The sequence below is a fragment of the Porphyromonas canoris genome, assembly GCF_000765975.1.
In the GTDB taxonomy this organism is placed as follows: domain Bacteria; phylum Bacteroidota; class Bacteroidia; order Bacteroidales; family Porphyromonadaceae; genus Porphyromonas_A; species Porphyromonas_A canoris.
On the sequence record NZ_JQZX01000013.1, the window covers coordinates 47502 to 60691 of the forward strand.

At 46.1% G+C, this 13190-nt stretch carries 11 protein-coding genes; 4 read left to right on the forward strand and 7 right to left on the reverse strand.

From position 1 onward, the window contains the following. Positions 1–247: 247 nt before the first annotated feature. From mutL to HQ29_RS08220, 7 genes are read right to left on the reverse strand one after another with little or no spacing between them, the layout of a single operon-like run. Positions 248–2209, reverse strand: coding sequence for a DNA mismatch repair endonuclease MutL (gene mutL, locus HQ29_RS08190; protein WP_036869136.1), 1962 nt, complete (start codon positions 2207–2209; stop codon positions 248–250). Between the two features lie 9 nt (positions 2210–2218). Next, positions 2219–2527, reverse strand: coding sequence for a hypothetical protein (locus HQ29_RS08195; RefSeq protein WP_052079580.1), 309 nt, complete (start codon positions 2525–2527; stop codon positions 2219–2221). 2 nt (positions 2528–2529) lie between these two features. Then, the gene (locus HQ29_RS08200; protein ID WP_052090020.1) at positions 2530–4200 is read right to left on the reverse strand and encodes an OstA-like protein; all 1671 of its coding nucleotides are present in this window, start codon (positions 4198–4200) and stop codon (positions 2530–2532) included. Then, positions 4185–5564, reverse strand: a complete 1380-nt coding sequence (locus HQ29_RS08205) for a peptidylprolyl isomerase (protein WP_052090022.1) — start codon at positions 5562–5564, stop codon at positions 4185–4187. Before HQ29_RS08205 ends, HQ29_RS08200 begins: the two co-directional genes overlap by 16 nt. Before the next feature lie 24 nt (positions 5565–5588). Beyond that, positions 5589–7301 carry a glutamine--tRNA ligase/YqeY domain fusion protein gene (locus HQ29_RS08210; RefSeq protein ID WP_082226865.1) on the reverse strand — a complete coding sequence of 571 codons (1713 nt, stop codon included), beginning with the start codon at positions 7299–7301 and terminating at the stop codon, positions 5589–5591. Between the two features lie 40 nt (positions 7302–7341). Then, positions 7342–8070: an ABC transporter ATP-binding protein gene (locus HQ29_RS08215; protein WP_036869138.1), complete on the reverse strand. Its 729-nt coding sequence runs from the start codon at positions 8068–8070 to the stop codon at positions 7342–7344. A gap of 30 nt (positions 8071–8100) precedes the next feature. Further along, complete coding sequence (locus tag HQ29_RS08220; protein ID WP_036789020.1) at positions 8101–8856, reverse strand: MlaE family ABC transporter permease; 756 nt, start codon at positions 8854–8856, stop codon at positions 8101–8103. Between the two features lie 461 nt (positions 8857–9317). Between HQ29_RS08220 and HQ29_RS10435 the strand changes: the two genes are divergently transcribed. From HQ29_RS10435 to HQ29_RS08235, 4 genes are all read left to right on the forward strand, one after another. Further along, on the forward strand, positions 9318–9476 hold the full coding sequence (locus tag HQ29_RS10435) for a hypothetical protein (protein WP_161781573.1): 159 nt from the start codon (positions 9318–9320) through the stop codon (positions 9474–9476). A 55-nt stretch (positions 9477–9531) separates the two neighbouring features. Beyond that, positions 9532–10404 carry a M48 family metallopeptidase gene (locus HQ29_RS08225; protein ID WP_052090024.1) on the forward strand — a complete coding sequence of 291 codons (873 nt, stop codon included), beginning with the start codon at positions 9532–9534 and terminating at the stop codon, positions 10402–10404. 27 nt (positions 10405–10431) lie between these two features. Beyond that, on the forward strand, positions 10432–12279 hold the full coding sequence (locus HQ29_RS08230; RefSeq protein WP_036869140.1) for a YgiQ family radical SAM protein: 1848 nt from the start codon (positions 10432–10434) through the stop codon (positions 12277–12279). 82 nt (positions 12280–12361) lie between these two features. After that, a complete protein-coding gene (locus HQ29_RS08235; RefSeq protein ID WP_036788577.1) occupies positions 12362–13072 on the forward strand; it encodes a DUF5020 family protein in 711 nt (236 codons plus the stop codon). Positions 13073–13190: the final 118 nt, after the last annotated feature.

Below are 13190 nucleotides of genomic sequence, written 5' to 3' on the forward strand. Positions count from 1 at the left end.
TTCAAAAAAACCAACTAAGGTGCTATGTCTTTTTATAAATCAAAAATTTGATTTAGTTTGTCCGCAACAATAACTAAAAACAAAACAGATATTTTGTGTAGAACCTTTGTTGGAATATTTATTGTTATTTAGAAGAACTATTTTATATGTTTTGTAATGGAAATACGGACTTCACGTTGCAAAGATACAAAAAATAGATTTAATGGCGCAGATATGAACGGATAAATTTATCCTCGTAGGGAGTTGCTTATCCAAATCTTTTTTGTATTTCTTCTGCCGTTATTTTAGAAAAGATTGTATGTCCATCAAAAGTAACTCTGGTTTCTGACAGTTTACGTAGGGAGTAGAGAAGTTTTTGTGCTTCCTGTTTTCGCAGAATAGGTGTAACTCTTTTGTGTAAAGCTTTTACCATCGAAGTAACAATCTGTTCGAGGACAATCTCTTTTGATTTCTTTTCCAAGTGCTTACTTTCATACAGTATCTGGACAAGAAGATCGGGATCTGTCGGCATTCCTTCCGGAATGGCTACCAAGCTGAATGTGTTCCCTCCCATATCGGTAAGGTCGTAGCCTACTTCACTCAATTCATCCATGTATCTGTGTAAAAGATGTGCCTCTTGAGTGTTGAGCGTGAGAAGTTCAGGGAACATCAGCGGTTGAGATACCGGCTTAGAGGCAAGAAGACGTGCCATATATTTGTGGTGCGAAATAGCTCTTGCCGCCTGATGAGCATCTATAATAGAAAGACTATCCTCATCCATAGTGATGATATATCGCTGGCGAAGGATGATGAGAGACTCTCTCTCCGGCTCATCCGACAGGCTTTCTCTCTCTTGGGGAGCAGGGGTCAGGAGCGAGTCTGTATGTGTTGTGTCGTCCGGCTTTAGGGATGAAGAGCGAGACGTGAATACGGAAGCAGCTGTCTCCGGCTCTTGTGATACGGAAGAGGAGAGGGAGGAAGTGCGCCTCTTTAGTCTGATGCCGCCGGGGGGTGATGTCGTTATGCCGGAATCTTTTTCAAAGTCTTTGTAGAAGGCTTCCCATTCCACATCCTTTTCCAACTCGAAACCTCCGAAATCTTTATAGTCGTCCGGGTCGAATGAAGGGATATAGTCCGTGTTTTCTCCTCCAATTTTGGGTTCTACCAACTCGTTATCTAAAAGAGATTTATAGTTCGGAATGTCTATCTTGTCTTGAGTGAAGTCTATGGCATGCGCCACTGCTCCTTTCATGAGCGTCTCTCGAAGGACGGTATTGAGTATCTGCCCGATATAGGTTTCGTTCTCGAACTTTATTTCGGTCTTAGTCGGGTGAATATTTACGTCTATTGAGGAGGGATCGACATAGAGGTAGATAAAGTAGTCTGGCATATCTCCCGATGGAATCATTCCCTCATAAGCATTCATGAGCATCCGATGAAAGTAGGAGTGCTTCATGAATCGGTCATTTACAAAGAAGTATTGCTGCGCTCCTCTTTTACGGCATTCGGATGGCGTACTTGTGAATCCGCTGATACGGACAAGAGGAGTCTCGGCTTCTATCTTGAGTATTTTGTTCTCCAGTCTGTGCCCGAAGAGGTCGAGGAGACGCTTTTTAAGTTCGCCCGGATGGTAGTCGAAGATAACCTTTTCCTGATGCAAGAGGCGAAATCTGATCTGTGGGCAGACTGCGGCAATACGGTATATTTCGGTCTGTATGCGCCTGAACTCAGTGTCGTTGGTCTTTAGAAACTTGCGGCGAGCCGGTATCTCGTGAAAGATGTTCTTTACCGAGAAGATGGATCCGGGGGGACAAGTGGCTATCTCGTTGGAGATAACCCGACCTCCTTTGAGCTCTATGCGCACACCGGTATCTTCATCGTGTTGGCGGGTGATAAGCTCCACCTCTGCCACGGCTGCTATCGAGGGCAATGCCTCTCCCCGAAAGCCCATAGTACAAAGGCGGAAGAGGTCATCGGCTGTCTTTATCTTGCTGGTGGCGTGTCTCTCGAAAGCCATTCGGGCATCTATGGGAGACATCCCCTTCCCGTTGTCTATAACGCGGAGAAGGGTGCGCCCGGCATCCAAGACTTCTATCTCTATCTCTGTGGCTCCTGCATCTATACTGTTTTCGACCAATTCCTTTATGACGGATGCGGGTCGTTGTATGACCTCTCCGGCTGCTATTTGATTGGCAATATTATCAGGCAGAAGATTGATGACATTCTTCATACAGCAGGTTTATCTGTAATATAGGACGTAAAAGAGCACAGCAAGCACCACAAGAAGAAGAAGCATCCACCAGTTGGACTTTGCACGGCTCTCCTTGCTCTGTCCCTTGTCTTTACTGCGTTGGAGATGCTTGGACTGTTTGGAGATAGAGCCTTCGATGAGATCTTTATAGTCTTCCGCAGAAAGAGAGGCCTCGTCTCCGTTCAGCTCTCTCTGGATGCGTCTTACGCGCTTTTCCAGCTCCTGCTTCCTGACATCTGTATAGATGTAGGAGTATCTGAAGCTTTTAGGCTTTTGAGGATTAAAAAAAGATTTCATGGTTAAGATTCTTCTTCTCTGTTAGTAATATTGAGAGACTCTGTTCCGGAGCTTTCTTCTTTCTTCTCTTTATCTTCTTTCTTGCCTCTGTTTGGGGTTGTCCGGAAAATATCTTTCGGAAAGAGCGGACGTCCGGTAGCAAACCAGAAGAAGTTTGGGAAGTTGTAATTTTTACTTTCTACAAGGAAAATAGGATTGACGATGCCTTTTGTCTTTTCAAGGAAAGAGATAGACTCCAACTCCTCTTTCTGGAACAGCATCAGTATGGATGCGCTCTGAACGCGAACCTGAGAGGAGACAACAGAGTCTCCTTCTACGGTATAGTAGATGGTTTCAGCGTTTCCACTGGTTCGGACAGAGTCCATCTTGTTGTCATTAAAATAGGCAAGGATTTCGTTTCCAACCATTTGGTTATAGAAGAGATCCTCGGTCAGCTCCATGGAGACCAACGCATTGTTCGAGATCTGTGCCTTGTACGGGTTGCCGTCTTTCATGAACAGACGGATGGTGTCTCCCGATATTTGTGAACTGTCGCTCCATATAATGGGCTTGCCCAGAAGGTTCAAAACGGAGTCTTTGGAGCGGTAAAGGAGAGTGTCGGACACGGCTTGAACATCCTTTCGATATATCCGAACATTCTCCAAGCCCTTTACAATGTCTCCGTTGATGGTGTCTCGTATCAGCTGCATCTCCAATGCGTGCGCCCAAAGCGTGTCTTTGGAGGAGAAGTCCATCACGTAAGCGTTGTCTCTTGCCAAGCCTTTGCCCTCTTTTTCATGGTACTCCGCATACTCTCCGTGAAGCGATACGTTTTCGGCTGTATCTTTCAGCTCTACGTTCCCGAAGAGCTTTGCCAGAGATTCGCTACGGCTATACACCATAGAGTCTCCCGTAGCAGTGCGAGAGCCTGAATAGAGTTTGCTCTTGTCCAAAAGGTAAGCGATGTCTCTTTGAGTGTCGTATACTCCTTTGGATGTGAGGATATATCCGCTGTCTCCTACGATGCGAGAGGGGCTTTTAATATCTGCAACCTTAGTCTCCGTATTGTAAAAGAGCTTGTCGGAATAGAGTGTGAAGTTGGGGTTTTCCAGCTTCACATCAAATTTGAATATGGCTGTCTTGTTGTCCGTATAGTACTCTCCGTACTGGGAGGTGAGTGTGTTCAGCGAGTCCACTATGGTCCCTCCCTCGAAGTAGTAGCCCAAACCGATGTTTCTGTCGTAGTCCAAACTGTCGGTAAAGAGGGTATTCTCTCCGTGTCGCATGATCACATTGCCACGCAAACGAGCTATCAGGCTGATGCCATCGTAGTCGAGATAGTTGCAGGTAATGTGCAGAGAGTCTCCTTGAACGATATGAACATTCCCGAAAGACTCTATGGCGTTGCGCTGTTCGTACAACAATGCACTGTCGCACTTCATTACTGCTCCTTTATGATAGAAGTTGACATCTCCCGTGAATATCTTAGCATCCGGATTGATATCCTTATCGTACCATAATCGTCTGGCTTCCGCCTCTATCTTTTCTACCTCTTGACTCTTTTTTTGTTGGGGCGGAGGGTTTTGATAATAGGGCAACAGAGCAGAGGAGGAACGCAATGTCGCCCCCCCCACGCCTATAATAAAGAAAGCAGCTATACAGCAAAAAACGATCTGTCTTACTCTTTTATCCATCCCGGGTAGATGAATTTACAATGACGCCACTTAGGATTTATCTTAATGTATGTCTCTGCTTGCTTTTCTTGGATCCATTTGTTCAGAGCCTGTTGTTGTTTCTCTCGCAAGACAAAGTCTTTGATGATCTGGAAGTCCTGAGATACGTTTGCTCTGTGTCCCGGATTGCGTTTGCGCAGCTTCACAATAGCCACAACCGTATTGCCATCCTTATCTTCCAAGGTAAACGGCTGTGATACTTCTCCTTCTTTCATTTTGCTGACGATAGGACCGATCTCCTGTGGAAGATCTTCCATTTGGAATTGGGCTGTACCTTGAAGGTGTCCGGAGCCGGATGCTTTATTGTTTACCATGACGCCGCTATTGTTTCGCGTATCTTCGTCATAAGATAGATACCTTGCGGCATCTGCGAAAGAAAGGGAGTCTACGGCTATTTTGTGAGCGATGGAGTCGAGTCTGGCTGTTGCAGCGGTAACTGCTTCTTCGGAAGGTGAAGGGCGAAGCATGATGTGCCGTACGTTCACAAGATCGCCTTTCTTCTCGATAAACTGCATGATGTGATAGCCATATCTCGTCTGTACTATGCGGGAAACCTTTTTGGGATCCATGGAGAAAGCAACATTTGCAAACTCCGGTTCCAACTCCGCTTTACCATAGAACCCAAGCTCTCCGCCCTTTAGAGCCGAGCCTTTATCCTGGGAGTAGAGCCGGGCCAATAGTGAAAAGTCTCTCTTGCCGGCATTGACTTCCGCTGCGTACAACCGAAGTTTGGCTTTGATTTTATCTATCTCCTCTACCGACACCTTGGGTTTGATGGTTACGATCTGTACCTCTACCGTTTCCGGCATAAAGGGAAGAGAGTCTTTGTTTACCTTTTCATAGAAACGATTAACCTCGGACGGAGACACCTTTATATTGCCCATGATGGTCTGTTGTACCTGTTGCACCACAGACTCTTCCCGTAGTGCCTTGCGACGCTCTTCACGTATCTGGGAGATGGTTCTGCCTAAAAGTTCTTCGAGTCTTTCTCTTCCCCCCACTTCATTGATCTTTTGGCTTATCCAGCGTTCGGCCGCCTGAATTACCATAGACTCGTTCGGGGAGATACTGTCTATCTTTGCCTGTCTCAAGAACAGCTTCTGTATCGCCATCTGTTCGGGAATAAAGCACATCGGGTCGCCATCCACTTTAGATCCGCTCTGCTTTAGGTATATGAGCTGATTCTCTATATCGGATAGCAGGATTGTCTCATCTCCCACCACCCAAGCTATTTCATCTATTATTGTTCTCTTTTGAGCATGGAGTTGCAGTGAAAAAAGCATAGAGACACCGAGGCTCCACATTATCCATTTCAGTGTTTTCATTATCTCTTAGTATGGGATTTTCTATTAGTTTATCTTTTTGCTCCAAGTATCTTTTAGCGATACGGTGCGGTTAAAGACCTTTTTATCCGGTGTGCTATCCGGGTCTACATTGAAGTATCCAATGCGTTGGAACTGGAAGTGTTGCAGGGGTTGAGCATCCGCCAAATACTTTTCCGCTTTGGCATTGGTGATGATCTTCAACGAGTCCGGATTGAGATAATCTCTGAAATCTTCAATCTTAGGATCCGACGGATTCTCTACCGTAAAGAGTCTGTCATACAGACGCACTTCGACGTCAATACAATCATCAACGGCAACCCAGTGCAATGTCCCTTTCACTTTTCGGTTTGAAGTATCCGATCCACTCCTGCTGCTTGGATCATACTCCGCATATACCTCTACCACCTTGCCTGTTTCGTCCTTCTTGCAGCCGGTACAGGTAACGATGTATCCGTTTTTAAGACGCACATCTTGCCCCGGAGTCATACGGAAATACTTCTTTGGCGCATTTTCCATAAAGTCTTCCTGCTCTATGTACAACTCGCGTGCAAAAGTTACCGTATGGGTTGTGGAGTTTGGATCTTCCGGATTGTCTATGGCGACCATCTCCTCTTTCTTATCCTCCGGATAGTTGGTGATGATCAGCTTAACGGGGTTCAGCACCACGCTTACACGAGTAGCATGCTTGTTCAGATCCTCTCTTACCGCATACTCCAACAGTCCTACATCTACCACCCCTTCGTATTTGGTGTATCCAATTCTGTCTATAAAGTTTCGGATGGATTCGGGTGTATATCCTCTTCTTCTAAGCCCCGTGATGGTGGGCATACGAGGATCGTCCCATCCCTTAACGGCTTTCTCCTGTACGAGTTGAAGCAGCTTGCGCTTACTCATCATCGTATATGTGAGGTTGAGACGGTTGAACTCATACTGACGAGGGCGATAATCGCTCTTCATGAGCAGGTCTATGAAGTAGTCGTAAAGTGGTCTGTGCACAACAAACTCCAGCGTACATATCGAGTGAGTAACACCTTCAAAATAGTCGCACTGCCCATGAGCAAAGTCGTACATAGGATAAACCTTCCAAGCCGTACCCGTACGATGATGAGGAGCATTGATGATACGATAGATGATCGGATCCCTAAAGTGCATATTGGAATGCGCCATATCTATCTTTGCTCTCAGTGTCAGAGAACCTTCCGGAAACTCTCCTTTGTTCATTCTTCTAAATAGATCCAAACTCTCTTCCACGGGTCTGTCGCGGAACGGACTGTTTATACCCGGAGTGGTTGGAGTACCTTTTTGAGCAGCTATCTGCTCTGCGGACTGCTCCTCGATGTAGGCGTGTCCTTTTTTGATAAGATCTTCGGCGAAGTCGTACAGCTGTTGGAAGTAGTCCGATGCGTAGAAGATCTCCCCCCATTTGAATCCGAGCCACTCTATATCTTCTTTTATGGCATCCACATACTCCACATCTTCCTTTATGGGATTGGTGTCATCGAATCTGAGATTACAGATACCATTATACTTTTCAGCGATACCGAAATCTATACAGATCGCTTTGGCATGACCGATATGAAGGTAACCATTGGGTTCCGGAGGAAATCGGGTCTGTATGCGACCGTCGTGTAGTCCTTCCCTTATATCTTTTTCTACTATGGCTTCGATGAAGTTCAGCGATTTTCCTTCTCCGCTTTCCATCTTGGTGTTTCCTGCTACGCTGTCATGTGTGTTCATACTATATCTCTTTATGGTATTTCTCTATTGTTTTATGTCATTATTCTTTGTTCACGAAAACAAACTGCTTGAGTCTTTCGTTGTTCGAGTTCATGATATCCTTTCCTCTCCCTTCCCACTCGATGCGTCCGCGATGAACGAATATCACTTTCTCGCCCAACTTCTCCAGCGAATTCATATCATGAGTGTTGATGATAGTAGTCATGCGGGACTCGTGAGTGATTTCGAGCAGAAGATCATCTATAACCGAAGAGGTCTGCGGATCCAGTCCGGAGTTCGGCTCATCGCAGAAAAGGTATTTCGGCTTAAGGGCTATTGCTCTGGCTATGGCTGCTCGCTTCATCATCCCACCACTTACTTCGGCAGGGTATTTCTTGCCTGCATCCACCATCTTAACCCTGGCAAGACACTCTTTTGCCACACTTATCCGTTGGGCTTTGGGCAGTGGAGAGAACATATCAAGCGGAAACATCACATTCTCCAATATTGTCATGCTGTCGAACAGAGCCGATCCCTGAAAGAGCATACCTACCTCTTGTCTCAGCTTCTTCATTTCGTTCTCCGAAAGGTTATAGATAGAGTTGCCATCGTATAGCACCTCGCCTTTGTCCGGGAACACAAGCCCTACGATGCTTTTCAGCAGTACAGTCTTTCCGGCACCGCTTTTGCCTATTATCAGAGATGTTTTGCCGGACTCGAAAGTAGCGGATATGCCTCTCAACACATCCTTTCCGCCAAAAGATTTTTGTACGTTTTTTATCTCTATCATCTCTATTCGGATTCTAACGTTTTAGCTCTTCTATACCAGCATGAGTTGGGTCAGGAGCAAGTCTGCCACAAGGATCATGATGCTGCTCGATACCACCGCTTTGGTACTTGCCTTGCCCACTTCCAATGCTCCTCCCTTTACAAAGTATCCGTAAAACGCGGCTATGGAAGCGATGAGAAATACATACACTTCGCTCTTGACCATGGAGTAGAAGAGGTAATAAGGCTCGAAAAGATACTGGATCCCCTGAATGTATGCACTGATAGGCATTTCCGGATTGATGCTGCAAGCGATATAGCCACCGATGATACCGGTAAACATACTTATCAAGACCAATACCGGAACGAAGAGCATGATACCTACAATCTTCGGAAGAATCAAGAAGTTGGCAGAGTTTATCCCCATTATTTCTATCGCGTCTATCTGCTCCGATACACGCATTGTTCCTATCTCACTGGCAACGCTACTGCCTATCTTGCCTGCGAGGATAAGGCACATCACGGTGGAAGAAAATTCCAACAGCACTATCTCTCTCGTTGTGAACCCGATGGTAAACTTGGGTATCAGAGGCGATGTGAGGTTCAGTCCCAACTGAATGGTTATTACAGCTCCGATGAAGAAAGATATAATGATGACGATCCAAAGAGAATCATATCCCAGCTTGTACATCTCCTTCAGCATCTCCCGAAGGAACATACGAAACTTGTCAGGCCTCTCAAAAACCCGCTTCATCAGCAAGAAGTATTGTCCTACTTCTTCTATCTTTTTTTTTAGTAAGCCAAGCATCTGTTCTCTCTTACAACTTTCCTTGTTTGCAATTCGGTATTCAACAAGCAAATATACAGAAAAAACAGCTTTCCGGTGCTTTACATACATCATTCCGGAAATAGGATCGTGCAAAGCCACATTGTATTGCCCTCTTTAGGGAGCTCTTTCTGTCCGGCAACTCTTATGGTATGGCTGCCGGCAGGATGCTTGCAGGAGATCCGGCCTTTTTTGTCCTATTTTATTCAGACCTCGTCGGGAGTTTTATTTTAACGCTTTCGGATCTTCTTTTTAACCTGTTCGGATCTTCTCTTAAACCTTATAAAATCTTGAAATCGTGCTCCGGTTTATAGCAATCAAATCTTGATTTTGGGAGATCAAGGCTCGATTTGTATCCATCGGCTCTTGATTTCCAACTCTATAAGGCATCAGAGCGATTTTTGTCCCTGTTTAATGAATTTTGTTGACGGCTTCAAGAGATTTTGCAGACCCTTTGGGAGTTTGAGACAGCTGTGATGGGGGAGTGGAGGAGGGTTTATGACGGAACAGATGAGGAGCGCGAAAACTCTTTTGGAGAGTGCCCTCTCAATATCTATATCGGCATGAGCGGTGATGCCGTGCGGGTTACTTATTTTTTTTAGTTACATTTGTATCGTTCTGTGATGTCGTATTTGAATAAAGCAAAGCAATCATAAAATGAAGAGAAACAGATATATCGAAAGAGTGCAACAGCTCTCCATGGCTTGTCTTATGGGAGTGCTTCTGCTGGGATGCTCTACCGTTCCGCTCACGGGAAGGAAGCAGCTCAACCTGGTTTCGGATCAGCAGATCTTCTCTCTCAGCTCCAATCAGTACAGAGAGTTTATCGCTCAAGCTCCTATCTCCAAAAATGCCGCACAGACAAGACGAGTGTTAGAGGTGGGGAACAGGATTGCCAGGGCGGCAGAGGCTTACCTTAGAAATGCCGGACTGGGTTCGGAAGTATCGCAGTACAGATGGGAGTTCAACCTTGTAGCCTCCAATCAGGCCAACGCATTCTGTATGCCGGGAGGGAAGATTGTCGTTTATGAAGGCATTCTTCGCTTTGCTCCCACCGACGATGAACTGGCTACGGTGATGGCTCATGAGGTTGCGCATGCACTGGCAAAGCATTCCAATGAACGGATGTCGCAGGCTCTTGTTCAGCAACTCGGTGCCGAGGCTCTCAGCTTAGCCGTTGGCAGGCAGAGCGCAGCGGTAAGAGCCGTAGCAGGAGCTGTGTACGGTATCGGTAGCAATGTGGCTATTATGCTTCCTTACAGCCGTACACACGAGTACGAAAGCGACAGAATCGGGCTTACACTCATGGCAATGGCAGGGTATAACCCTCGTATGGCTGTAACGTTTTGGGAGAAGATGTCGCAGAGCAAAGGAGCCAAAGAGACCTCCGATATGCTTAGCACTCACCCTTCGGACAAGAAGAGGATAGATGCCATCAATAAGTATCTGCCCGAAGCACTCAAGCATTACGGTGGAAGTGCTACGACAACAACAGATACCAAAAAGGGTGGCATCATCACCCGCTACTGATTTTAGACCGATATAGAAGTAGAGAATTTGAAGAAAGAGAATCCTACCGATCCCTCTTTATGGCTTCCGACAACCAAGAAGGAGGTGGAAAGACTGGGATGGGACACCCTTGATGTCATCCTTTTTGCCGGTGATGCATACATCGACCACCCTTCGTTCGGAATGGCGGTCATTGGTCGCATCCTCCAAAAGCACGGCTACAAAGTGGCGATAGTACCGCAACCCAACTGGCGAGACGACCTCAGAGACTTCAAGAAGCTCGGACGGCCTCGCCTGTTTTTCGGTATATCGCCCGGTGCAATGGACTCTATGATCAACCATTATACCGCTGCCAAAAGACTTCGTAGCAATGATGCCTATACGCCGGACGGCAGATCGGATATGCGTCCGGACTATCCGACCATCGTCTATTCCAAGATTTTGAGAGAGCTGTACCCCGATGTTCCGATCGTGGCAGGCGGTATAGAGGCATCGTTGAGGCGTGTGGCGCATTACGACTACTGGCAAGACAAACTTCTTCCCGGTATGCCGGTGATGGCTCCGATAGATTTCCTCATTTACGGTATGGGGGAGAAGCCTATCGTGGAGCTGGCTGATGCTTATGCCGAAGGGAGAAGCATCGAGGAGATGAAGAAGATTCCTCAGCTTGCTTACTTGGAAAAAGGCGCGTATACCCCCGCTCCCGATAGCGATGATATAGTGCTTCACAGCTACGAGGAGGCGTTGGCATCGAAAAAGAAACATGCAGCCAACTTCAAACATATAGAGGAGCAGAGCAATGCCGTCAAGGCTAAAAGGTTGATAGAGCCGGTAGGGGAGGGATACATAGTGGTCAATCCGCCTTATCCCGTTATGACTTCGGAGGAGTTGGATGAGTCTTTCGATCTTCCTTATACACGGCTTCCTCATCCGAAGTATAAGGGTAAACACATTCCGGCATACGAGATGATCAAGTTTTCCGTGAATATGCACCGTGGCTGTTTTGGCGGATGCTCTTTCTGTACCATCTCGGCTCATCAGGGGAAGTTTATCGTTTCCAGAAGTGAACGTTCCATTTTGGAAGAGGCAAAGCGTCTCACTCACATGCCGGACTTTAAGGGATATATCTCCGATCTTGGAGGACCCAGTGCAAATATGTATGCCATGAAAGGACGCAACCTGAAAGCTTGCGAGAAGTGTCTCAGACCCTCTTGCATCTTTCCCGATATATGTCCGAATCTTAACGCAGACCATACTCCGCTGAATAATATCCTGAAAAAAGTGGATGCCTTGCCCGGCGTCAAGAAGAGCTTTATCGGGAGTGGTATAAGATATGACCTCCTCCTCCATCCGTATAAAGATGAAAAGCTGAAGATGGCAGCACGTACCTATATGGAGGAGGTAATAGCTCATCACACATCCGGACGGCTCAAGGTGGCGCCGGAACACACTTCGGATAGAGTATTGGAGCAGATGCGCAAGCCCTCTTTCTCTCTTTTCTATACGTTCAAAAAGGAGTTTGACCGGATCAATAAAGCGTATGGTCTCAAGCAACAGCTGATTCCTTATTTTATATCATCGCATCCAGGAAGCAGGGAAGAAGATATGGCAGAGCTGGCGGTAGCCACTAAAAATCTTCAGTTTAAGCTGGAACAGGTGCAAGACTTTACGCCTACACCCATGACGGTATCCACTGTGATATACTACACAGGGTATCATCCTTATACGATGGAAAGGGTCTTCACCGCTACTACATCCGAGCAGAAAGAGCGGCAAAGGCAGTACTTCTTCTGGTACAAGCCGGAGATGAAAGGCGCTATCCGGAAATCTCTGACCCATATCAAGCGTTTGGATCTGCTGAGACTGCTTTTCCCAAACGAGCGTAGAGAAAAATAGGAGGAGATTTGGATAATTCAAGGATAGAAACGAAATTTGCAACGGATTGTTATTTGGATAAACAAACTATAAATACATACTTATGAAGAAAATTCTTTTGGGCGTAGCCCTTCTATTGGGAACCCTTACAGCCGTTGGGCAGAACATCCAGACACACTATCAAGCAGGGCGTCATCTCTACAAGGATATGGAAAAAACTCCCTCTTTTGTTACTACCGTAGAACATTTTAAGGCAGACAGATGGGGACAGACATTCCTTTTTGTCGATTTCGTTCATACGGAAAAAGGTATCTCAAACTCTTATTTTGAGATCGCAAGAGAGTTGAAGTTCTGGAAAGCACCCGTTGCTCTTCACTTGGAGTACAATGGCGGCGTGGATAGAAACTTCTCCATCAACAACGCTTACCTCGTTGGTGCTTCTTACCTTTGGACAAGTAAGGACTTCAGTAAGAACTTTAGCATAAGCACCAGCTACCGTTACGATCAAGCGATAGAGGGTGTTCAAGACGCCAATCATGGTATGCAGCTTACTGCCGTATGGGGTTGGAACAGCTGGAATCGCGTGTTTACCCTGAACGGATTTGTGGATGTCTGGACAAAGAAAGCTTCCGATAAAAGCCACGGAGTGGTGGTATATTCGGAACCACAGGCATGGATCAATTTGAATCAACTTGTCGGATTTCATGACAATTTCAATTTGAGTCTCGGTACAGAGGTTAGACTTTCTTACAATTTCCTTAACCCGAACAAATTCTATGCACTTCCGACTCTTGCAGCGAAGTGGACCTTCTGATTTTTTTTGCATAATTGATTATATAAATGGGCGAACCAATCGGATTTTCTTCGGTTGGTTCGCCTTGTTTTTAGAGCCGTAAGTCATTCGCAATTGTGGGAAAAATTGCTATCTTTGT

Bases quoted from the DNA above. Each gene is read 5' to 3' on its own strand.
- mutL (WP_036869136.1), bottom strand. From the start codon at position 2,209: ATGAAGAATGTCATCAATCTTCTGCCTGATAATATTGCCAATCAAATA.
- HQ29_RS08195 (WP_052079580.1), bottom strand. From the start codon at position 2,527: ATGAAATCTTTTTTTAATCCTCAAAAGCCTAAAAGCTTCAGATACTCC.
- HQ29_RS08200 (WP_052090020.1), bottom strand. From the start codon at position 4,200: ATGGATAAAAGAGTAAGACAGATCGTTTTTTGCTGTATAGCTGCTTTC.
- HQ29_RS08205 (WP_052090022.1), bottom strand. From the start codon at position 5,564: ATGAAAACACTGAAATGGATAATGTGGAGCCTCGGTGTCTCTATGCTT.
- HQ29_RS08210 (WP_082226865.1), bottom strand. From the start codon at position 7,301: ATGAACACACATGACAGCGTAGCAGGAAACACCAAGATGGAAAGCGGA.
- HQ29_RS08215 (WP_036869138.1), bottom strand. From the start codon at position 8,070: ATGATAGAGATAAAAAACGTACAAAAATCTTTTGGCGGAAAGGATGTG.
- HQ29_RS08220 (WP_036789020.1), bottom strand. From the start codon at position 8,856: ATGCTTGGCTTACTAAAAAAAAAGATAGAAGAAGTAGGACAATACTTC.
- HQ29_RS08225 (WP_052090024.1), top strand. From the start codon at position 9,532: ATGAAGAGAAACAGATATATCGAAAGAGTGCAACAGCTCTCCATGGCT.
- HQ29_RS08235 (WP_036788577.1), top strand. From the start codon at position 12,362: ATGAAGAAAATTCTTTTGGGCGTAGCCCTTCTATTGGGAACCCTTACA.